This window comes from Clavibacter sp. B3I6 (assembly GCF_030816895.1).
GTDB lineage: Bacteria > Actinomycetota > Actinomycetes > Actinomycetales > Microbacteriaceae > Clavibacter.
The window spans coordinates 2,530,036-2,550,783 of sequence record NZ_JAUSYL010000001.1 but is presented as its reverse complement, the minus strand read 5'-3'; the positions used below and the strand labels follow the sequence as shown (position 1 = coordinate 2,550,783).

The window sequence follows — 20,748 nt, the reverse complement described above, 5'->3', positions numbered from 1 at the left end:
GTCTTGAGCGGGCTTAGATGTCGTCGATGCTGGACGACTCGAAGCGGGTGGAGATGTTGATGCCGAGCTCCTCCGCCGCGCGGAAGACCTCGTCATCCGTGTCGCGCAGGCTGACCGCCTGGCCGTCCGCCGAGAGGACCTCGACGTTCAGGCAGAGGGACTGCATCTCCTTGATCAGGACCTTGAAGGACTCGGGGATACCCGGTTCCTGGATGTTCTCGCCCTTGACGATGGCCTCGTACACCTTCACGCGGCCGAGGATGTCGTCCGACTTGATGGTGAGGAGCTCCTGGAGCGCGTAGGCCGCTCCGTACGCCTCGAGCGCCCACACCTCCATCTCGCCGAAGCGCTGGCCGCCGAACTGGGCCTTACCGCCCAGGGGCTGCTGCGTGATCATCGAGTAGGGACCCGTCGAGCGCGCGTGGATCTTGTCGTCCACCAGGTGGTGCAGCTTCAGGATGTACATGTAGCCGACCGAGACGGGCTCGGGGAACGGCTCGCCGGAGCGGCCGTCGAACAGGCGCGTCTTGCCGCTGGACCCGATGAGGCGGTCGCCGTCGCGGGTGACCGTCGTCGAGTCGAGCAGGCCGGCGATCTCCTCCTCGAGCGCTCCGTCGAACACCGGTGTGGCGACCTTCGTGCCGGCCGGGGCCTGGCGCGCGTGGTCGGGCAGGCGCTCGGCCCACTTGGGGCTGCCCTCGACCTCCCAGCCCTGCTTGGCGATCCACCCGAGGTGGGTCTCCAGGACCTGGCCGAAGTTCATGCGGCCGGGGATGCCGAGCGGGTTGAGGATGACGTCGACCGGGGTCCCGTCGGCGAGGAACGGCATGTCCTCGACCGGCAGGATCTTGGAGATGACGCCCTTGTTGCCGTGGCGGCCGGCGAGCTTGTCGCCCTCGGTGATCTTGCGCTTCTGCGCGATGAACACCACGACGCGCTGGTTGACACCCGAGCCGAGCTCGTCGTCGCCGTCCTGCGAGTCGAAGACCTTGACGCCGATGATCGTGCCCTGCTCGCCGTGGGGCACCTTCAGGGACGTGTCGCGGACCTCGCGGCTCTTCTCGTTGAAGATCGCGCGCAGCAGGCGCTCCTCGGCGCTGAGCTCGGTCTCGCCCTTCGGCGTGACCTTGCCCACGAGGATGTCGCCGGGGCGGACCTCGGCGCCGATGCGGATGATGCCGCGCTCGTCGAGGTCGGCGAGCAGCTCGGGGCTGACGTTGGGGAGGTCACGGGTGATCTCCTCCTTGCCCAGCTTCGTGTCGCGCGCGTCGACCTCGTACTCCTCGATGTGGATGGAGGAGAGGGTGTCGTCCTTGACCAGGTTCTGGCTCAGGATGATCGCGTCCTCGAAGTTGTGGCCCTCCCACGGCATGAACGCGACGAGCAGGTTCTTGCCGAGCGCGAGCTCGCCGTTCTCCGTGGCGGGGCCGTCGGCGATGACCTCGCCGGCCTCGATGCGGTCGCCGGCCGAGACCAGGACGCGGTGGTTGTAGCTCGTGCCCTGGTTGGAGCGGTCGAACTTGCGCAGGTAGTAGGTCTGCGTGCCGCCCTCGTCGAGCTGGATGGTGACGACCTCGGCCGACACCTCCTGCACGACGCCCGAGGCGTCGGCCGTGAGGACGTCGCCGGCGTCGATCGCCGCGTAGCCCTCCATGCCGGTGCCGACGAGCGGGCTCTCGCTGCGCAGCAGCGGGACGGCCTGACGCTGCATGTTCGCGCCCATGAGGGCCCGGTTCGCGTCGTCGTGCTCGAGGAAGGGGATGAGCGAGGTGGCGACGGACACCATCTGGCGGGGGGAGACGTCCATGTAGTGGACGTTCTCCTTGGCGACGAGCTCCACCTCACCGCCCTTGGGGCGGACGAGGACGCGGTCCTCCGCGAAGCGGAAGTCCTTCGTGAGGGGCGCGTTGGCCTGGGCGACGAGGAACTCGTCCTCCTCGCTGGCCGTGAGGTAGTCGATCGTGTCGGTGACCACGCCGTCGACGACGCGACGGTACGGGGTCTCGATGAAGCCGAACGAGTTGATGCGGGCGAACGACGCCAGCGAGCCGATCAGGCCGATGTTCGGGCCCTCCGGGGTCTCGATGGGGCACATGCGGCCGTAGTGCGACGGGTGGACGTCGCGGACCTCGACGCCGGCGCGCTCACGGGACAGACCACCCGGGCCGAGCGCCGAGAGGCGGCGCTTGTGGGTGAGACCCGCGAGCGGGTTGTTCTGGTCCATGAACTGCGACAGCTGGCTCGTGCCGAAGAACTCCTTGATCGCGGCGACGACGGGGCGCACGTTGATCAGGGTCTGGGGCGTGATGGCCTCGATGTCCTGCGTGGTCATGCGCTCGCGGACGACGCGCTCCATGCGGGAGAGGCCGGTGCGCACCTGGTTCTGGATGAGCTCGCCGACCGCGCGGATGCGGCGGTTGCCGAAGTGGTCGATGTCGTCCACGTCGAGGCGCAGCTCGACGGGCTTGCCGTCGCGCGTGCCGTTCATCTTCGTCTCGTTGGCGTGCAGCGAGACGAGGTACTTGATGGTCGCGAGGATGTCCTCGACCGTCAGCACCGAGTCGGTGAGCTGCTTGTCGATGCCGAGCTTGCGGTTGATCTTGTAGCGACCCACCTTCGCCAGGTCGTAGCGCTTCGGGTTGAAGTAGAAGTTGTCGAGCAGCGCGCGGGCGGCCTCGGCGGCGACCTGCTCGCCGGGACGGAGCTTGCGGTAGATGTCCTTGAGGGCCTCCTCCTTGGTGAGGATGGAGTCCTTCTCGAGCGTGAGCTCGATGGACGCGACGCCCTTGAACTCCTCGAGGATCTGCTCGCTGGTGAGGCCGAGGGCCTTCAGGAACACGGTGACCGACTGCTTGCGCTTGCGGTCGATGCGCACGCCGACCTGGTCGCGCTTGTCGATCTCGAACTCGAGCCAGGCGCCGCGCGACGGGATGACGCGGGCGGAGTAGATGTCCTTGTCGGAGGTCTTCTCCTGCTGGCGCTCGAAGTACACGCCGGGCGAGCGGACGAGCTGGGACACGACGACACGCTCGGTGCCGTTGATGATGAACGTGCCCTTCTCCGTCATGAGGGGGAAGTCGCCCATGAAGACCGTCTGGGTCTTGATCTCACCCGTGAGGTGGTTCATGAACTCGGCCTCGACGTAGAGGGGAGCGGAGTAGGTCTTGCCGCGCTCCTTGCACTCGTCGATGGAGTACTTCTGCTCCTCGAGGTACGGGTTCGTGAACCCGAGCTGCATGGTCTCGCCGAGGTCCTCGATGGGGGAGATCTCCTCGAAGATCTCCTCGAGGCCGGAGTTGAGGGCGAGGTCGGTGCGACCCTGCTTGGTGCCCTCCTCGACGCGCCGCTTCCACACGTCCGAGCCGACGAGCCAGTCGAAGCTCTCGGTCTGCAGGGCGAGCAGGTCGGGGACGGTGAGGGTGTCAGTGATCTTCGCGAACGAGAGCCGCGATGCGTCGCGACCGTTCTGGGGAGTGGGAGTTGCGTTGCGCGCAGCAGCCAAGGAAATTACCTCCGTGGGCCCCGTCGGGCTCCGATGTCGTCGATACGCCGAGACCGACCCGGGCTGTCACCCGTGCCGATCCTGATGGAGTTGCTCGCCACACCTCGCGGGATGGGCTCGGGATCGACCCGAGCGCACACGATGACCGACCGCAATATGAAGGCAAAGGGAGTGGGAGCGCAAAGGATCACCATACGGGTCGCGACGCGCCATGTCCAGCGGAATCTTGCATCCTCGGCGTGTCTCGGTGTATAACGTCCGGTCGCCCTGCTCCGGGGGCGCGGCGCGCGCGTAGCCTCCGGGCATGAGCGCACCCTGGCACGTGTCCCCCGGCGGCCCCTCGCACGTGCACCGGGCGGGCGACGTGGAGATCCGGAAGGCCTCCGTCGGGCGCATGGACAACGACGCGTACCTCCTCACCGACCTCGACTCCGGCGAGCGCCTGCTCGTCGACGCGGCAGCCGACGTCGACCGCCTGCTCGCCCTCGTGGCGGAGCCGGATCCCGTCGGCCGGCTCGCGGTCGTCGTCACCACCCACGGGCACGCCGACCACCACGGCGCCCTCGCGGCCGTGCTCGACGCGACCGACGCCGACGCGGCCGTGGGCGCGGAGGACGCGGGCGACCTCCCCGTCGACGCCGACCGGCGCCTCGCGCACGGCGACCGGGTGGCCGTCGGCGGCGTGGCGCTCGAGGTCGTCGCGCTCCGCGGCCACACGCCGGGGAGCGTCGCGCTCGTCCTGGAGCCGGGCGACGGCAGCACCCACCTCTTCACGGGCGACTCGCTCTTCCCGGGCGGCGTGGGGAGCACGCAGGGGGACGCGGACAGGTTCCGGCAGCTCCTCGACGACGTCGAGGAGCGCCTGTTCGCGCGCTTCCCCGACGACGCGCACGTCCACCCCGGCCACGGCGACTCGACGACGCTGGGCGCCGAGCGCGGATCCATCGCCGACTGGCGGGCGCGCGGCTGGTGACGGCGCGCCCCGCGGCCCGGCCGTGCGCGGGGCGGACGCCTAGGCTGAGGAGATGCCCGAGCACCCGTCGACCGTCCTGACCCTGAGCGGGCACCGGGCCGTCATCGAGCCCGACCGCTTCGTGCCGGGCGCGTACCAGCTCGTGGTCGACGGCACGCCCCAGTCGCACGTGAACATGGACGACCCGGGCGAGCTGTTCTTCGAGTACGTGCAGCGGATGGGCCACGTCATCGACCTGCTCGGCGAGCCCGGGGAGGCGATCACCGCGCTGCACCTCGGAGCCGGCGCGCTCACCATCCCGCGCTACGTGGAGGCGACGCGGCCGGGATCGCGCCAGCAGGTCATCGAGCTCGAGCAGGACCTCGTGGACCTCGTGCGCGAGCACCTGCCGTGGTCGAGGAAGGCCTCCATCCGGCTGCGCTACGGAGACGCGCGCGAGGTCATGGGGCGGCTGCCGCAGGGGCTCCGCGGATCCGTCGACCTCATCGTGGTGGACGTCTTCAGCGGCGCGCGCACGCCCGCCCACATCACGAGCCGCGAGTTCCACGCGGAGGCCGCCGCGTTCCTCGCGCCCGGCGGGATCATCACGGTCAACGTCGCCGACGGCCACGGCCTCGCCTTCGCGCGCGGGCAGGCCGCGACCATCCAGGACGTGCTGCCGCACGTGGCCGCGCTCGCGGAGACGCAGGTGCTCAAGGGGCGGCGGTTCGGCAACGTCGTCTTCGCGGCGTCCGCCACGCCGCTCCCGCTCGACTTCGTGCCGCGCCTGCTCGCGGGCGGCCCCCACCCCGCCAAGGTCGTCGAGGGGCGCGAGCTCGCCGACTTCATCGCCGGCGCCTCCGTCGTCACCGACGCGACCGCCGTCCCGTCCCCCTCCCCCGCCCGCAGCGTCTTCCAGACCAGGCCCTGAGGCCGCACCGGGCGCCGACGCCCGCCGAACCACCGGAGTCCCCATGAACCGCCGCTCCCGCACCCGCCCGGCGCGCCTCGCCGTGCTCGGCCTCGCCGCGATCGTCGCGCTCTCGGGCTGCACGAACGACGACGGGTCGCCGGTCGACGTGCGCGCGACGGAGCCGCCGGCCCCCTCCCCCACGAGCACGGACACCGCGCCTCCGGGCGTCGCCCCCTCCGGCACGCCGACCGCGACCACCACGGGCCTCACGTCGCCGTGGTCGATGGCCGAGCTGCCGTCCGGCGCCCTGCTCGTGAGCGAGCGCGACACCTCCCGCATCGTCGAGGTGCTCGCGGACGGCACGACGCGCGTCGCGGGGACGATCGCGGGCGTGGGCCCCCTGGGCGAGGGCGGCCTCCTCGGCATCGCCACGCGCGAGGTCGACGGGGGCACGCAGCTGTACGCGTACTTCACGAGCGCCACGGACAACCGCATCGTCCGGATGCCCGTGACGGGCGAGCCGGGGTCGCTCGGGCTGGGCGTCGCCGAGGACGTCGTCACGGGGATCCCCCGCGACACCACCCACAACGGCGGCCGGATCGCGTTCGGCCCCGACGGCATGCTCTACGCCACCACGGGCGACGCGAACCTCCGCGACGCGGCGCAGGACCCGATCTCGCTCGCCGGCAAGATCCTCCGCCTCACGCCCGACGGGCAGGGCGCCGAGGACAACCCGACGCCGGGATCGCCCGTGTACTCGATGGGCCACCGGAACCCGCAGGGCATCGCGTGGGACGCGGAGGGGAACCTCTGGTCGGCGGAGTTCGGGCAGGACACCTGGGACGAGCTGAACCTCATCGAGCCCGGCGGGAACTACGGCTGGCCGGTCGTGGAGGGCGCGAGCGATGACGCGGCCGCGGACGCCTACATCGACCCCGTGCGCCAGTGGGGCACCGACGACGCGAGCCCGAGCGGCATCGCCGTCGTGGGCGACACGGTCTTCATGGCCGGCCTCGGCGGCCAGCGCCTCTGGGTCGTCCGGCCCGGCGCCGTGGCCACGGACCCCATCCCCGACGACCGCGTCGCCGAGTTCTACACCCGCGAGTACGGGCGGATCCGGGACGTGCAGGCGGCCCCCGACGGGTCGCTCCGGATGCTCACCGGCAACACCGACGGGCGCGGCACGCCGCGCGACGGCGACGACAAGCTGCTCCGGGTCGAGCTCATGCCGATCCAGGCGGGATAATCTCTTCCTCGTGACAGGCACCGCGATCATCATCGGCTACGACAGGGACACCCTCCGGGAGAAGGTGGACCTGCGGGCGGCCGGCGAGCGCCTGGACGAGCTCGAGAACCTCCGCAGCCTCTCCGCCATCACCGAGAAGGTGGCGCTCCTCCGCATGCTCGGCCGGCTCGACGAGGCGTGGGACATGGCGAACGCGGCCGTGCGCCAGGCGCGCTTCACGGGCGACCGGGAGACGCTGCTCGCGTGCCGCATCCGCCGCGCGCAGGTGCAGCAGTACCAGGGCAAGCTCGACATCGCGCTGCAGGACCTCGGCGGCTGCGTCGACGAGGCCCGCGCGCACGAGTGGTACGCACTGGAGGCGTTCGCGCTGCAGCACCGCGGCAAGGTGCACTTCGACCGCGGCGACTACCGCCACGCGCTGAGCGACTTCGAGGACGCGTACACGCTCCGCACGCGCGAGGGCCTGCCGAGCGACCAGCTCGAGAGCTCCGCGCTCGCGATCGACGTCGCCAAGGAGCGCATCGCCGCCCAGCCCGCGTGATGGGCCCGCTCCCCCGTCGGCCGCGGGCGGCCGACCGTGGCTGACCTCGCCCGGGTGCGGATCTGGGCCGAGGCCCTCATCGCCCTGCACCTCGACCCGTCGTGGACCTTCGCGTTCGACCACGCCCGCACGCGCGCGGGCGCCTGCCACTACGGCGACCGGCGGATCACCGTCTCGCGGCACCTGGCGGGGCGCTTCGCGGACGACGAGATCCACCAGGTGCTGCTGCACGAGGTGGCGCACGCGCTCGCCGGATCCCGTGCCGGGCACGGCCCGCGCTGGAAGCGGACGGCCGCCGAGCTCGGCTACGAGGGGTCGCGCCTGCACTCGGGCGCGGTCGCCGAGGAGCTCGCGCCCTGGGTGGGCGCCTGCCCGGCCGGGCACGCGCACTTCCGCTACCGGAAGCCCACCCGGCCGCTCGCGTGCGGCCTCTGCTCGCGCCGGTTCGACGCCGCGCACCTGATCGCGTGGACGAAGCGCGACGTGCCGTCGGGCGCGGCGGCGTCCGCGTCGCGCGCCGATCGGCGCGAGGGCGCCGCGTGAGCCGGGCGCCGGGGTCCGAGCGGCCGACGGGCCAGTGGATCACCGACCCGGACGGACTCCGCTGGTTCCTCGACACGGGCGCCGTGAGCCTCGACCTCGCGTACACGGGCGCGCTCGGCGACCCGGAGCCGCGCGAGGCGCTGCCCGACGCCGCGGCGCTCGGCGCGTGGCTGAGCGCGCACCTCGCGCCGGTCTCGGAGCCGGCGGAGCGGGACCTCGCCGACGCGCGCACGCTCCGGCAGGCGATCGGCGACATCGCCGCCGCGCTCGCCGACGGCCGGGAGCCCGCGCCGCGGGACGTCGACGTCCTGAACCTCTACGCGGCGACGCCCGACCTGCCGCCCGCGCTCGGCGGCGGATCCCGCCAGGCCGGCCGCGCGCTCGCCCGGCCCGCGCAGGCGCTCGCCTCGGCGGCGCGCGACGCGGTGGCGGTCTTCGGGGCGGGCTCCGAGCGGATCCACCGCTGCTCGGCGGACGACTGCACCGTGCTCTACCTCGACACCACCCGCTCCGGCACGCGCCGCTGGTGCTCGATGCGCCGCTGCGGCAACCGCGCGAAGGTGCGCGCGCACCGCGCCCGGCAGCTGCGCGAGCGGCGGACGGGGATCCCGGCCCGCGTGGCGCCGCTGCGTCCCGCGCCCGCCGACGGGGCTCCCGCGGACGGCCCCGGGGACGACGACGGCCCGGGAGCCGGAGCCCCCGGGCCGTGACCGGCGATCCGCGTCACTCGCTGACGCGGACCTCCTTCCAGAACGCGACGTAGCCGCTGTAGTCGCGGCCGACGCGGTCGAACGACGACGGGATGGGCGTCGGGTACGACCAGGCGCGGTCCTGCAGCTGGGTCTCGCCGTCCTTCACGGAGTAGTACTGCGTGTCGCCCTTCCACGGGCAGTGGTAGGGCGTGGAGGTCTCGGTGAGGAGCGACATGTCCACGCTCTGCGGCGGGAAGTACCAGTTGCCCTCGATCTGGATGAGCTCGTCCTTCGGAGCCTCGGCGACGGTGACGCCGTTGAGAAGTGCCTTCATGTGCGTGCCTTTCCTGACGATCGGGGGCGTCACGCGGACGGCGGCGCCTGACACAGGAGAACACGCGCGGCCGTGAGCCCATTCCGCGCGGGCATCCGAGCCCGTGCGGGCGGGGCGGCAGGCCGCAGCTCAGGCGTCGCGGTGGAGGCGGTGCACGACCACGTCGGCCGGGTCCGCGGCGAGCGACGCGGACACGAGCGCGCCGTGGCCCGCGGCGTCGAGGCGCCGCGCGGAGACGCTCGCGGTGAGCAGGTGGCCCACGGCGGGCCGCAGCTGCTGGTACGCGGCGCACGCGACGGCGGCCTCGGGCGACGTCGCGTCGATCCCGAGGGCGGCGAGCGCGTCGACCACGGCGCCCGCGGCGAGCTGGTCCTCGGCGCAGGCGCGCCAGGATCCGTCGGCCTCCACCGTCCCCGCGGCGACCACGGCCACGTACGCACGGCGGTCGAGCGCCTCCTGGAGGGCGAGGATCCACGCGGCGACGGCCGGGCCGTCCGCGAGGCCCGCGCTCACCACGGCGGGCCGGGCGGGCATGGTCGCGAGGACCTCGTCGCGGCGGGCGGCCGTGGGCGGCGGGACGGAGGGCAGGGCGTCCACCCAGACGATGACGTCGGCGCCGGAGGCGATGCGGCGGGCGCCGGCGACCCCGCCGTCGAGCCGGACCTGGTAGCGGGCCTGCGTCGACGGGTCGGGGTGCGCGGCGTCAGCGGAGGAGGTCACGATCCGATGCTACGGGCGTCCAGGGCCCCGCCCCTCCGCGGATGACGCGGCGCGACGGCTCGGGCGCCCCGCGGCGCATGGCCTGGCGGATCACCTCGAAGTCGTCGCGGGAGATCTCCAGCAGCCCGGGCGCGAGCTTGCGGCCCCACTCGAGGGAGTCGCGCGTGAAGTCGAGGACGGGCACGAGCGGACGGATGGGGGCGTCGACCGCGCCGAGGTCCCAGTCCATCCGCCGCCGCCACGGCCGCCACTCGCCCACGCGCCCCTGGTAGGGCGCGGCGTCGGCGACGCGGCCGATCGCGGTGAAGGACCGCAGGAGCTGACCGTCCGGGTACGACTCGCGCGGCGAGTAGTACACGAAGCCGTCGGCCTCGCCGAGCCGCTCGACCGGTTCACGGGCGCCGCGGTTGACCTGCGCGATGCCGAGGTCCAGGCCGTCGAGCACGCGGTCGCGCGAGACGACGCCCACCCAGTACCTGATCATGTCCGTCCCATCCTGTCCCACGGGCACGGTCGCCCGGCACGCCCGGCCGATCCCCCAGCCGCGCGGGGCAGACTGGGGCCATGCGCGTGCTGCTGAAGACCATCCTCGACTGCGATCCCGACGCCGCCTGGCGCGCGCTCCACTCGCCCACCGTCATGCGGGAGGTCGCCGGCCCGCTCGTCGACTTCGTGCCGCTCGAGGACGGCGGGTTCCCCACCAGCTGGGACGGCCGCGAGCACGTCGCCGCGATGCAGACCGGCCCGTTCACGGCCGGACGCCAGAGCATCCGCCTGCGGGACATGAAGCCGCGCGTCGACGGCGTCCGCATCGTGCGCGACGACGGCCACGGGCTCTCCGGGCTCATGTCCATCCCCACGAGCATGCGGCACAGCATGGCCGTCTCCGCGGATCCCGCCGGCCCCGACGAGGACGGTCGCGTCAAGACCCTCTTCCGCGACCAGCTCGAGTTCGAGGCGGGCCTCCTCGGGCCCGCGATGTGGCCCACCTTCTGGGCGTTCTGGCAGTGGCGCGCGTTCCGGCTCCGCCAGCTCGCGCCGACGTGGGCCTACGACTGGGAGCCCGAGCCGTCGGATGACGACGACGCGGGCACGTCGCCCGCCGCCTGACCGGGCGCTCAGCCCGCCGGCGGCGCGTGCTGCAGGAGCTGGCGGGATCCCACCGGCCGCTCGAGCGGGATCCGCGCGCTGCGCAGGAACCCGACGTCGCCGCACACGGCCCCGCCCTCGGCGAGGTGCGACTCCCCGCGCGGGAGGTCGATGACGACGCGCGCCTCGGTCTCCTCGACGCGCGCGGCCTCCACCTGACCGCCGCACGCCGGGTCCCCGGAGGTCCACGAGACGTCGACCCAGGCCTCCGGCGAGGTGACGTCGGACGGGTTCCACGCGGCGGACGAGGCCGCGCCGCCGGGCGCCTCCCCGTCGAGGACGGGGAGCTCGACGGCCGCGCTCGCGTCCGGCATGGCCCGCGCATCGCGGGCGATCAGCGACGCGTCGTCCGGCGCCACCGCGGACGGCGTCGAGCACGCGGCGAGGGCGACGACCAGCGCCGGGACGAGCATCAGGCGAGCGCGCATGGCCGGCATCCGATCCGTGGAGCGGGCGCCGCGCGGGTCGACGGCGTCCGTGACGACGACGCTACGTCGCCCCGGCCCCCGGCGACAGGGCCGCCCGATGCGGACAGCCGCCGGGCGACGCCGCGAGGGCCCCGCGCGACCGGCCGCGTACGGTGTCCCCATGCCCTCCGCCGTCACCGCCCTCCACGTCGCCGACTGGCGCCGCCGCACGCACGAGATGTACGCGGAGGTGCGCTGGGTGGCGCAGACGGATCCCGCCGCGGCCCACGCCCTCTGGCGCCGCACGCGCGACGACATGTTCCGCAGCCACCCCGCGACGCCGCTCCTCGCCGAGCACCGCGCCGGCTTCGAGCGCCTCGACGTGGCGGACTACGACCCGGCCTGGCGGTTCGAGCTGGAGATCCACGACGACCGCGGCGAGGAGCGCCACGAGGTGGAGACGGGCACCGACGGCATCGTGCCGTTCGAGCTCCTGGGATCCGTGCACCTGCCCGCCGCCGACGGACGCGACGCGGCGACCCTCGACGTCTGGCGCCTCGCGAGCTACGGCGGCGGCCTGCACCTGCCCGTGAAGGACGCGTCGCACCGGCGGGAGGGCGGCACCTACGGGGGCGGGCGCTACCTGCTCGACACCGTGAAGGGATCCGACCTCGGACCCGGCGCCCCGGGGTCGATCGTCGTCGACCTGAACTTCGCCTACAACCCGTCCTGCGCCTACGACCCGGAGTGGGCCTGCCCCCTCGCGCCGGCCGGGAACGTGCTCGACCTCGAGGTGCCCGTGGGCGAGATGGCGTTCTCCCCGGAGGGACCTGCTAGCCTGTAGTCACTTGCGAGCACATCATCGTGCTCCCTGCGTCGAGAGAACGCGTTCCCTCCTCGCCCCGATCAGATCGCCGATTCCGGCCGACGGGTGCGGGTGACATCTTTCTTACGGCGAACGGATGCGCCCATCGGCGCCTTCGCCATCCTCCGCTTCCGTGCGTAGTCGCACATCCCCGAGAACGCACACCGGGGCGGACCCCTGCCTGGAAGGCAACTCCCCCGCATGACCACTGACACCTTCGGCGCGCTCGGCGTGCCCGCACCCCTCGTCTCCGCCCTCACGGCGAACGGCATCACGACGCCGTTCCCCATCCAGGTGGACACGCTGCCCGACACCCTGAACGGCCGCGACGTGCTCGGCCGCGGCAAGACCGGCTCCGGCAAGACGCTCGCGTTCGCCATCCCGATGATCGCGCGCCTCGGCGGCGGCCTCGCCGGCGGCCGTCGTCGTCCGGGCCGCCCGCTCGGCCTCATCCTCGCGCCGACCCGCGAGCTCGCCACGCAGATCACCGCCGCCATGGCGCCGCTCGCCGAGGCCTACAACCTCACCACCACGACGATCTTCGGCGGCGTCTCGCAGCAGCGCCAGGTCGCGGCCCTCAAGGCCGGCGTCGACGTGGTCGTGGCCTGCCCCGGCCGCCTCGAGGACCTCATGAAGCAGGGCTTCGTGAACCTCGACGCCGTGGAGATCACCGTCCTCGACGAGGCCGACCACATGGCCGACCTGGGCTTCCTGCCCGTCGTCACGCGGATCCTCGACAAGACCCCGAACACCGGCCAGCGCATGCTGTTCTCCGCCACGCTCGACAACGGCGTGGACAAGCTCGTCCGCCGTTACCTGCACGACCAGGTGCTGCACTCCGTCGACGAGGCGAACTCGCCCGTCGCCGCCATGACGCACCACGTGTTCGAGGCGTCCGACGTCGAGGCCAAGCGCCTCCTCGTGCAGAAGCTCGCGGGCGGCAGCGGCCGCCGCATCCTCTTCATGCGCACCAAGCACCACGCCAAGAAGCTCGCGAAGCAGCTCACCGACGCGGGCATCCCGTCGGTGGACCTGCACGGCAACCTCTCGCAGGTGGCCCGCGACCGCAACCTGGCCGCGTTCTCCGCGGGCGACGTCAAGGTCCTCGTGGCCACCGACGTCGCGGCGCGCGGCGTGCACGTCGACGACATCGAGCTCGTGATCCACGTCGACCCGCCGGCCGAGCACAAGGCGTACCTGCACCGCTCGGGCCGCACGGCGCGCGCGGGCTCCGCGGGCGACGTCGTCACGATCATGCTGCCGGCTCAGCGCAAGGACGTGCAGCTCCTGATGCGCAAGGCCGACATCCACGTCACCCCGCAGCAGGTCACCGAGTCCTCCCCCGCCGTGGCCGAGCTGACGGGCGCCGTCGCGGCGTACGTCAAGCCCGCACCGCGCGAGACGAAGTCGGTGCGCGAGTCCACCCAGCGCCAGTCGCAGGGCGGCCGCGCGAACGGCGCCGGACGCTCGCAGGGCGCGAACGCCCAGCGCAAGCGCGCGACCCGTGACGGCGCGCCCGTCGGCGGTCGCCGCGAGGGCGCCGCGTCGGGTCGTCGCGACGGAGCCGCCTCGAGCGGACAGCGCGGCGGGACGCCCCGCACGTTCAGCACCTCCTCCGAGGGCTTCGGCGGCGGCTCGTCCGCCGCTCCCTCGCGTCCCCGCCAGGAGCGCCCCGCGGCGTCCGGCGGTGCCGCGGCCGGCGGTCGTGCGCGCACGCACCGCCGCGTCTCCAGCGGACGCTAGACCGCACGGCGCGCAGCGCGCGCCAGCATGGCATCGAGGGCCCTCGTCTGCGGACGGGGGCCCTCCGTCGTCCCCTGGCCTCGCGCGCGAGCCGCCCGGCGACGCGTCCGCGCCCCGATCGTCCGCAGCCGAGGCGCGGCCTGGGGACGGTCGGGAAGGCGCGCGCCCGCACCCGGATACGGTGTGCGGATGACTCGCCCCGCCCTCGCCGCCCGTGGCCCGTACCGCAAGGGCGTGGAGCGGAGGGAGCTCCTCATCCGCACCGCCATCGAGGTGTTCGCCGAGCAGGGGTACCGCGGCAGCTCGCTGCGGGAGATCGCGTCCCGGGCGGAGATCACCCCGGCCGGGCTGCTGCACCACTTCAGCGGCAAGGAGGCGCTGCTGCTCGCCGTGCTCGAGCGCCGCGAGGAGCGCCTCGCCGCGGCCATCGAGCTGCACCGCCCCCGGAGCGTGGCCGAGCACGCGGCCGTCGCCATCGCCGACGGGGAGCAGAGCGCGTGCCTCACGCGCGTCATCGCCGTCGTCTCGTCGGAGGCCTCGGTGGCCGGGCACCCGCTGCACGAGCTGTTCCGCGAGCGCCGCGCCCGCGAGCTGGAGCGGATCACCTCGGGCGTCATCGTCGACCAGGCGCGCGGCCTCATCGACCCGCACCTCGTCCCGGAGGCCGCGGCGGCCGTCGTGCTCTCCGCCATGGACGGGCTGCACGTGCAGCGCTCCTACGGCGTCGGCGCGGGCGCGAGCCAGGCGTTCGAGGACCTGCGGCGCCACTACCTGGAGCCGCCGGAGTTCGCCGAGCGGGTCGCCGCGGTCTGAGCGCTCCGCCCCGGGTGCCGCGGACGCCTCCGTCCGGCTAGGGCAGCACGCCCACCGACGCGAGGGCCGCGCGGAGGAGCGCGCCGCGGCCGCCCTCCATGTCGGCGGAGACGGCGTCGGACGCGGCCTCCTGCGGCGTCATCCAGGTGATCTCGAGCGCGTCCTGCCGCGGGTCGCACGTTCCCGTCACCGGCACCACGTACGCGAGGGAGACGGCGTGCTGCCGCTCGTCCGTGTAGGGGCTCTCCCCGGGGAACGGGAAGTACTCGGCCACCGAGAACGGGGTCGGGCTCGCGGGGAGCTGCGGGAACGCCATCGGCCCGAGGTCCTTCTCGAGGTGGCGGAAGAGCGCGTCGCGCAGGGTCTCGCCGTACATCACGCGGCCGGAGACGAGCATGCGCGTCATCTGGCCGGTGACCGTCGCGCGCAGCAGGACGCCGATGTCCTTCACCCGGCCCATGCCGTCGACCCGCACGGGCACCGCCTCGACGTAGAGGAGGGGCAGCCGCTGCCGGATCTGCGCCAGCTCCACGTCCGACAGCCAGCCGGAGTTCGGGTCGGGGATGTTCGGGTCCGGGGTGCGAACGGTCATGGTCCATTGTCACCCACGGCCGGAGCGCGGCCGCCACCCGGCGCGCTGGCCGGACGCGCCGGACGGCCGCACGGGCGCGGGTGCGAGGATGGGCGGGCCGGTCGAACCCCCGCGTCCGCGCATCCGCCGCAGCCGACGAGGACACCGTGACCGCTCTCCCGCTGGATCCCGACGCCGTCCTCTGGTCGGCCTCCGCCGCCGAGCTCGCCGACCGCCCACTCCTCGTCCTGTTGCACGGCTACGGCTCGCACGAGGGCGACCTGTTCGGCCTGTCGCCCTACCTGCCGCTCGGGCCCGTGATCGCGTCGCTGCGCGCGCCGATCGCGCTTCAGGGCGGGCACGCGTGGTTCCCGATCGTGCCCGGATCCACCGGCGATCCGGATCCGGACGCCGCCGATGCCGCCGCGCAGGGGGTCCTCGACTGGCTCGACGCGCTGCCCGTGCCGCCGCGCTCGGTCGGCCTCCTCGGCTTCAGCCAGGGCGGGGCGACCGCGCTCCAGCTGCTGCGGCTCGCGCCCGGCCGCTTCTCGTACGCGGTGCAGCTCAGCGGCTTCTCCGTGCGCGGGGAGCACGCGGGCGACCCGGCCCTCGTCGCCGCGCCGACGCCCGTCTTCTGGGGCCGCGGCACGGCCGACACCGTGATCCCCGACGCGGCCGTGGTCCGCACGCGCGCCTGGATCGGCGAGCACACCGCCCTCACGGAGCGCATCTACGAGGACCTGCCGCACTCCGTGTCGACGGCCGAGCTGCGGGACGTGTCCGCGTTCATCCGGGAGCACGCGGGCTGACGCGCAGCGCGGCTCGCGGCACGGCGCGCGTCGCGGTGCGCGTCGCGGCCGTCCGGCGAGCGCCGGGCCCGGCCCGATGTCGGTGGCGCAGGGGAGGATGGGGAGATGGATCCCGTCCTCGCACGCTTCTCCCCGGCCACCCGGGAGTGGTTCCAGGGCGCGTTCCCCGGCCCCACGACCGCGCAGACGGGCGCCTGGGAGGCCGTGCAGAAGGGGTCGCACGCGCTCGTCGTGGCGCCCACGGGATCCGGCAAGACGCTCGCGGCGTTCCTCTGGTCCATCGACCGGCTGGCGTCGCGGCCCGCGCCGGAGGACCCGATGCGGCGCACGCGCGTCCTCTACATCTCGCCGCTGAAGGCGCTCGCGGTCGACGTGGAGCGCAACCTCCGCTCGCCGCTCGTGGGCATCGTGCAGACGGCGAAGCGGCTGGGCGCCGAGCCGCCCGAGGTCACGGTGGGCGTCCGCTCGGGCGACACCCCGGCGTCCGACCGGCGCGCGCTCGCGAAGACGCCGCCGGACATCCTCATCACCACGCCCGAGTCGCTGTTCCTCATGCTCACCTCGGCCGCGCGCGAGACGCTCGCGGGGGTCGAAACGGTCATCGTCGACGAGGTGCACGCGGTCGCGGCCACGAAGCGCGGCAGCCACCTGGCGCTCTCGCTCGAGCGGCTGGACGCGCTGCTCGAGAAGCCCGCCCAGCGGATCGGGCTGTCCGCCACCGTGCGGCCGCCCGAGGAGGTGGCGCGGTTCCTCGGCGGGCGCGCGCCCGTCACCATCGTGTCGCCGAAGAACACCAAGGAGTTCGACCTCCGGGTCATCGTGCCCGTCGACGACATGACCGAGCTCGGCACCACGGCGCCGCTCGAGGGGTCGGCGGCGCAGGGCGAGCCGCAGCAGGGGTCCATCTGGCCGCACGTGGAGGAGGGCATCGTCGACCTCGTGCTCCAGCACACCTCGTCCATCGTCTTCACGAACAGCAGGCGGCTGGCGGAGCGGCTCACGGCCCGGCTCAACGAGATCTACACGGCGCGCATCGAGGACGGGCGGATCGACGCCCAGGGGCGGGCGATCGTCGCCGGGTCCGCGGAGGCCGGCGCGTCGGCCGACGCCGTGCCCGTGCTGGCGGGCGCGGCGGCCGGATCCGGGTCGTCCCGACCCGTCGACGCCACGGCCTTCTCCGCCACGCGCCGCACCGCCGCGCGCCCGCCCGCCGAGGTCATGGCGCAGGCGGGGAGCACCGAGGGCGCGGATCCGGTGCTCGCCAAGGCGCACCACGGGTCCGTCTCCAAGGAGCAGCGCGCCCTCATCGAGGACGACCTCAAGTCCGGCCGCCTCCGCTGCGTGGTCGCCACCTCCAGCCTCGAGCTCGGCATCGACATGGGCGACGTCGACCTCGTCGTGCAGGTGGAGGCGCCGCCCTCGGTCGCAAGCGGCCTGCAGCGCGTCGGCCGCGCCGGGCACCAGGTGGGCGAGGTCTCGCGCGGCGTCATCTTCCCCAAGCACCGCGCCGATCTCATCCACTCGGCCGTCGCCGCCGAGCGCATGGCGAGCGGACAGATCGAGTCGCTGCGCGTGCCGGCGAACCCGCTCGACGTGCTGGCGCAGCAGACGGTCGCGGCCGTCGCGCTCGAGTCCGTGGGCGTCGAGGAGTGGTTTGACACGGTCCGGCGGAGCGCGCCCTTCGCGACCCTGCCGCGCTCCGCCTACGAGGCCACGCTCGACCTGCTGAGCGGCCGCTACCCGTCCGACGAGTTCGCGGAGCTGCGGCCCCGCATCGTCTGGGATCGCGACGAGGGCACCATCGAGGGGCGGCCGGGTGCACAGCGGCTCGCGGTCACCTCCGGCGGCACCATCCCCGACCGCGGACTCTTCGGCGTGTTCATGGTGGGCGAGAAGGCGTCGCGCGTGGGCGAGCTCGACGAGGAGATGGTCTACGAGTCGCGCGTCGGCGACGTGTTCGCGCTGGGGGCCACGAGCTGGCGGATCCAGGAGATCACGCACGACCGCGTGCTCGTGACGCCCGCGTTCGGCGAGCCCGGCAAGCTGCCGTTCTGGAAGGGCGACGGGCTCGGGCGGCCGCTGGAGCTCGGCCGCGCCATCGGGGCGTTCGTGCGCGAGCTGTCGGGATCCGCGGTGGACGACGCCCGCGCGCGCGCCGGCCGCGTGGGCCTCGACGACCGCGCGGTCAACAACCTGCTGGCGTTCCTCGACGACCAGAAGAAGGCCACGGGCCACGTCCCGAACGACCGCACCCTCGTGGTCGAGCGCTTCCGCGACGAGCTGGGCGACTGGCGCGTGGTGCTGCACTCCCCCTACGGGATGCAGGTGCACGCGCCGTGGGCGCTCGCGGTCGGCGCGCGGGTCACCGAGCTGTACGGCATCGACGGCGCCACCATGGCCAACGACGACGGCATCGTCGTCCGCATCCCCGAGACCGACGGCGAGCCGCCGGGAGCCGACCTCTTCGTGTTCGAGCCCGACGAGCTCGACGCCATCGTCACGCGCGAGGTCGGCGGATCCGCGCTGTTCGCGTCGCGCTTCCGCGAGTGCGCCGCCCGCGCGCTCCTCCTGCCGCGCTACAACCCCGGGCGCCGCTCGCCGCTCTGGCAGCAGCGCCAGCGCGCGTCGCAGCTGCTCGACGTCGCGCGGAAGTTCCCCGCGTTCCCCATCGTGCTCGAGACCGTGCGCGAGGTGCTGCAGGACGTCTACGACCTGCCCGCGCTCACGTCGCTCGCGAAGGACATCGAGGCCCGGCGCATCAAGATCGTCGAGACCACCACGGAGGACGCGTCGCCGTTCGCGCGCAGCCTCCTCTTCAGCTACGTCGGCGCGTTCATGTACGAGGGCGACAGCCCGCTCGCCGAGCGCCGGGCCGCCGCGCTCTCGCTCGACGCGGGGCTGCTGTCGGAGCTCCTCGGGCGCGCGGAGCTGCGCGAGCTGCTGGACCCGGCGGTCATCGCGCGCACCGAGCTCGAGCTGCAGCGCCTCGCGACCGACCGGCGCGCGAAGGGGCGGGAGGGCGTGGCCGACCTGCTGCGGATCCTGGGGCCGCTCGACGCCGAGGAGGTCGCGGCGCGCCTCGAGCCCGAGGAGGCGGGCGAGGCCGCGGACCACCTCGACGCGCTCGTCGCCGGCAAGCGCGCGCTCCGCGTCTCGTTCGGCGGGCGGCCGCGCGTCGCCGCCATCGAGGACGCGAGCCGCCTCCGCGACGCCCTCGGGGTGCCGCTGCCCATCGGCACGCCGATGGCGTTCGTCGAGCCCGTGGCCGATCCGCTCGGCGACCTCGTGGGCCGCTACGCGCGCACCCACGGGCCGTTCACCATCGCCGACGCGGCCACCGCCATCGGCCTCGGATCCGCGGTCATCGCCGACACGCTCGCCCGGCTCGGCGCCCAGCGGCGCGCGGTCGAGGGCGAGTTCCGGCCCGGCGCGTCCGGCAGCGAGTGGTGCGACGTCGAGGTGCTGCGGCGCCTCCGCAGCCGCTCGCTGGCCGCGCTCCGCAGCGAGGTCGAGCCGGTCGAGCAGGCGGCGTTCGCGCGCTTCCTGCCGGCGTGGCAGCACGTCGCGGGCGCGGGCGCGGACCGCGAGCGCGGGCTCCGCGGGGTCGACGGCGTGCTGCAGGTCATCGAGCAGCTGGCGGGTGCGCCCGTCCCCGCCTCCGCGTGGGAGACGCTCGTGCTGCCGGCCCGGGTGCGCGACTACACGCCCGCGTTCCTCGACGAGCTCACCTCCACGGGCGAGGTCATCTGGTCGGGCGCCGGCACGCTCGCCGGTGCCGACGGCTGGGTGAGCCTGCACCTCGCCGACCAGGTCGCGCTCACGCTGCCCGAGCCCGACGCGCACGACACCGACGAGCTGCAGCGCGAGGTCCTCACCACGCTCGGCACGGGCGGCGGCTACTTCTTCCGCCAGCTGAGCGACGCCGTGGGATCCACGGACGACAAGGCGCTCGTCACCGCGCTGTGGGACCTCGTGTGGGCGGGCCTCGTCACGAACGACACGCTCTCGCCGCTGCGGGCGCTGCTCGCGGGCGGATCCACCGCGCACAAGACGCCGCAGCGGGCGCCGCGCGGGCGGATGTACCGGGGCGGGAGGATGCCGCGGCCCGACATGCCCACGCGCACCGGGCCGTCGACGGCCGCCGGCCGGTGGTCGATCGTGCCGCTCGCCGAGACGGACGCCACCGTGCGCGCCGCGGGCACGGCCGAGCTGCTGCTCGAGCGGTACGGCGTGGTCACGCGCGGGTCCGTCATGACGGAGCGCGTTCCCGGGGGCTTCGCGCTCACCTACAAGGTGCTCGCCGGGTTCGAGGACACCGGGCGGGCCCGACGCGGGTACTTCATCGAGACCCTGGGCGCGGCGCAGTTCTCCACGGGCGGCACGGTCGACCGGCTGCGCGGGTTCACGCGGGATCCGGACGCGGCCGAGCGGCCGCTGAACGCGCTGACGCTGGCGGCCACGGATCCGGCCAACGCGTACGGCGCGGCGCTGGCCTGGCCGCGGCTCGACGGGTCGGCGGCGGACGGCGACGACGGCACGGGTGCGGATCCGGCGGGCGAGGCCGCAGCGCTCGACGCGACCGCGACCGGCGCGGTCGCCCCCTCCGGCAGCGTGGACGCCCGCGGCGAACGGCCCACGGGCCACCGGGCCGGCCGGAAGGCGGGCGCGCTCGTCGTGCTGGTCGACGGCGAGCTCGTGCTCTACGTGGAGCGCGGCGGCAAGACGGTGCTGCAGTTCGACGCCGACGAGGCGGTGCTGCGGGCGGCCGCCGAGTCGCTCGGCGGCGTCGTGCGGCGCGGTGGCGTGGCCAAGCTCGCGATCGAGAAGGTCAACGGGGAGTTCATCCTCGGCACGCCGCTCGGCTCCGCGCTGCAGGAGCACGGCTTCTCGGCGACGCCGCGCGGTCTGCGGATGCGCTCGTGACCCGGTCCACGCGACGCGGCGGAGG

Annotated in this window: 18 protein-coding genes; 12 read left to right on the top strand and 6 right to left on the bottom strand. The window is 74.0% G+C overall.

What is annotated here, in order from left to right:
- Positions 1-13 precede the first annotated feature (13 nt).
- The gene (rpoB, locus tag QFZ62_RS12395) at positions 14-3,502 is read right to left on the bottom strand and encodes a DNA-directed RNA polymerase subunit beta (RefSeq protein ID WP_191147471.1); all 3,489 of its coding nucleotides are present in this window, start codon (positions 3,500-3,502) and stop codon (positions 14-16) included.
- A gap of 304 nt (positions 3,503-3,806) precedes the next feature.
- Here rpoB and QFZ62_RS12390 point away from each other — a divergent pair, with 304 nt between their 5' ends.
- The 6 genes from QFZ62_RS12390 to QFZ62_RS12365 are packed head-to-tail and all read left to right on the top strand — an operon-like array spanning position 3,807 to position 8,407.
- The gene (locus QFZ62_RS12390) at positions 3,807-4,475 is read left to right on the top strand and encodes an MBL fold metallo-hydrolase (RefSeq protein WP_307506205.1); all 669 of its coding nucleotides are present in this window, start codon (positions 3,807-3,809) and stop codon (positions 4,473-4,475) included.
- 52 nt (positions 4,476-4,527) lie between these two features.
- Positions 4,528-5,385, top strand: coding sequence for a spermidine synthase (locus QFZ62_RS12385; RefSeq protein ID WP_307506201.1), 858 nt, complete (start codon positions 4,528-4,530; stop codon positions 5,383-5,385).
- A 43-nt stretch (positions 5,386-5,428) separates the two neighbouring features.
- Positions 5,429-6,613 carry a sorbosone dehydrogenase family protein gene (locus QFZ62_RS12380; protein ID WP_307506198.1) on the top strand — a complete coding sequence of 395 codons (1,185 nt, stop codon included), beginning with the start codon at positions 5,429-5,431 and terminating at the stop codon, positions 6,611-6,613.
- Positions 6,614-6,623: 10 nt separating this feature from the next.
- Positions 6,624-7,154, top strand: coding sequence for a hypothetical protein (locus QFZ62_RS12375; protein ID WP_094127718.1), 531 nt, complete (start codon positions 6,624-6,626; stop codon positions 7,152-7,154).
- 36 nt (positions 7,155-7,190) lie between these two features.
- A complete protein-coding gene (locus QFZ62_RS12370) occupies positions 7,191-7,697 on the top strand; it encodes a SprT-like domain-containing protein (RefSeq protein ID WP_307506194.1) in 507 nt (168 codons plus the stop codon).
- Positions 7,694-8,407, top strand: a complete 714-nt coding sequence (locus QFZ62_RS12365; RefSeq protein ID WP_307506192.1) for a CGNR zinc finger domain-containing protein — start codon at positions 7,694-7,696, stop codon at positions 8,405-8,407. The genes QFZ62_RS12370 and QFZ62_RS12365 overlap by 4 nt, the downstream gene beginning before the upstream one ends.
- 13 nt (positions 8,408-8,420) lie before the next feature.
- On the opposite strand, the gene QFZ62_RS12360 is transcribed toward QFZ62_RS12365, so the two are convergent.
- The 3 genes from QFZ62_RS12360 to QFZ62_RS12350 all read right to left on the bottom strand — a co-directional run bounded on the left by QFZ62_RS12360 (position 8,421) and on the right by QFZ62_RS12350 (position 9,927).
- Positions 8,421-8,723 carry a DUF427 domain-containing protein gene (locus QFZ62_RS12360; RefSeq protein ID WP_307506189.1) on the bottom strand — a complete coding sequence of 101 codons (303 nt, stop codon included), beginning with the start codon at positions 8,721-8,723 and terminating at the stop codon, positions 8,421-8,423.
- Positions 8,724-8,852: 129 nt separating this feature from the next.
- Entirely contained in the window at positions 8,853-9,443 is a 591-nt protein-coding gene (locus tag QFZ62_RS12355) for a 2-phosphosulfolactate phosphatase (protein WP_307506187.1), read from the bottom strand.
- On the bottom strand, positions 9,427-9,927 hold the full coding sequence (locus QFZ62_RS12350) for an EVE domain-containing protein (RefSeq protein ID WP_307506184.1): 501 nt from the start codon (positions 9,925-9,927) through the stop codon (positions 9,427-9,429). The genes QFZ62_RS12355 and QFZ62_RS12350 overlap by 17 nt, the downstream gene beginning before the upstream one ends.
- A gap of 80 nt (positions 9,928-10,007) precedes the next feature.
- Between QFZ62_RS12350 and QFZ62_RS12345 the strand changes: the two genes are divergently transcribed.
- A complete protein-coding gene (locus QFZ62_RS12345) occupies positions 10,008-10,553 on the top strand; it encodes a hypothetical protein (RefSeq protein WP_307506181.1) in 546 nt (181 codons plus the stop codon).
- An 8-nt stretch (positions 10,554-10,561) separates the two neighbouring features.
- Here the strand turns inward: QFZ62_RS12345 and QFZ62_RS12340 are convergent, their stop codons facing one another.
- Positions 10,562-11,020: a hypothetical protein gene (locus QFZ62_RS12340; protein ID WP_307506179.1), complete on the bottom strand. Its 459-nt coding sequence runs from the start codon at positions 11,018-11,020 to the stop codon at positions 10,562-10,564.
- A 160-nt stretch (positions 11,021-11,180) separates the two neighbouring features.
- Between QFZ62_RS12340 and QFZ62_RS12335 the strand changes: the two genes are divergently transcribed.
- The 3 genes from QFZ62_RS12335 (at position 11,181) to QFZ62_RS12325 (ending at position 14,420) form a co-directional block, all read left to right on the top strand.
- On the top strand, positions 11,181-11,843 hold the full coding sequence (locus QFZ62_RS12335; RefSeq protein WP_307506177.1) for a DUF1684 domain-containing protein: 663 nt from the start codon (positions 11,181-11,183) through the stop codon (positions 11,841-11,843).
- 222 nt (positions 11,844-12,065) lie between these two features.
- Positions 12,066-13,607: a DEAD/DEAH box helicase gene (locus tag QFZ62_RS12330; protein ID WP_307506174.1), complete on the top strand. Its 1,542-nt coding sequence runs from the start codon at positions 12,066-12,068 to the stop codon at positions 13,605-13,607.
- Positions 13,608-13,796: 189 nt separating this feature from the next.
- Complete coding sequence (locus tag QFZ62_RS12325; RefSeq protein WP_307506171.1) at positions 13,797-14,420, top strand: TetR/AcrR family transcriptional regulator; 624 nt, start codon at positions 13,797-13,799, stop codon at positions 14,418-14,420.
- 37 nt (positions 14,421-14,457) lie between these two features.
- Here the strand turns inward: QFZ62_RS12325 and QFZ62_RS12320 are convergent, their stop codons facing one another.
- The gene (locus QFZ62_RS12320) at positions 14,458-15,012 is read right to left on the bottom strand and encodes an NUDIX hydrolase family protein (protein WP_307506168.1); all 555 of its coding nucleotides are present in this window, start codon (positions 15,010-15,012) and stop codon (positions 14,458-14,460) included.
- A gap of 146 nt (positions 15,013-15,158) precedes the next feature.
- On the opposite strand from QFZ62_RS12320, the gene QFZ62_RS12315 reads away from it, so the two are divergent.
- Both QFZ62_RS12315 and QFZ62_RS12310 read left to right on the top strand, forming a co-directional pair.
- A complete protein-coding gene (locus tag QFZ62_RS12315; protein WP_307506166.1) occupies positions 15,159-15,800 on the top strand; it encodes an alpha/beta hydrolase in 642 nt (213 codons plus the stop codon).
- 105 nt (positions 15,801-15,905) lie between these two features.
- Positions 15,906-20,723 (top strand): DEAD/DEAH box helicase, encoded by a 4,818-nt coding sequence (locus QFZ62_RS12310; RefSeq protein ID WP_307506163.1) that lies wholly within the window; start codon positions 15,906-15,908, stop codon positions 20,721-20,723.
- Positions 20,724-20,748 lie beyond the last annotated feature (25 nt).

What these genes read in the sequence shown, in the direction of transcription:
- QFZ62_RS12340 (WP_307506179.1), bottom strand. Translation starts at nt 11,020, where the DNA reads ATGCGCGCTCGCCTGATGCTCGTCCCGGCGCTGGTCGTCGCCCTCGCC.
- QFZ62_RS12325 (WP_307506171.1), top strand. Translation starts at nt 13,797, where the DNA reads ATGACTCGCCCCGCCCTCGCCGCCCGTGGCCCGTACCGCAAGGGCGTG.
- QFZ62_RS12330 (WP_307506174.1), top strand. Translation starts at nt 12,066, where the DNA reads ATGACCACTGACACCTTCGGCGCGCTCGGCGTGCCCGCACCCCTCGTC.
- QFZ62_RS12335 (WP_307506177.1), top strand. Translation starts at nt 11,181, where the DNA reads ATGCCCTCCGCCGTCACCGCCCTCCACGTCGCCGACTGGCGCCGCCGC.
- QFZ62_RS12345 (WP_307506181.1), top strand. Translation starts at nt 10,008, where the DNA reads ATGCGCGTGCTGCTGAAGACCATCCTCGACTGCGATCCCGACGCCGCC.
- QFZ62_RS12360 (WP_307506189.1), bottom strand. Translation starts at nt 8,723, where the DNA reads ATGAAGGCACTTCTCAACGGCGTCACCGTCGCCGAGGCTCCGAAGGAC.
- QFZ62_RS12380 (WP_307506198.1), top strand. Translation starts at nt 5,429, where the DNA reads ATGAACCGCCGCTCCCGCACCCGCCCGGCGCGCCTCGCCGTGCTCGGC.
- QFZ62_RS12350 (WP_307506184.1), bottom strand. Translation starts at nt 9,927, where the DNA reads ATGATCAGGTACTGGGTGGGCGTCGTCTCGCGCGACCGCGTGCTCGAC.
- QFZ62_RS12310 (WP_307506163.1), top strand. Translation starts at nt 15,906, where the DNA reads ATGGATCCCGTCCTCGCACGCTTCTCCCCGGCCACCCGGGAGTGGTTC.
- QFZ62_RS12320 (WP_307506168.1), bottom strand. Translation starts at nt 15,012, where the DNA reads ATGACCGTTCGCACCCCGGACCCGAACATCCCCGACCCGAACTCCGGC.
- QFZ62_RS12385 (WP_307506201.1), top strand. Translation starts at nt 4,528, where the DNA reads ATGCCCGAGCACCCGTCGACCGTCCTGACCCTGAGCGGGCACCGGGCC.
- QFZ62_RS12390 (WP_307506205.1), top strand. Translation starts at nt 3,807, where the DNA reads ATGAGCGCACCCTGGCACGTGTCCCCCGGCGGCCCCTCGCACGTGCAC.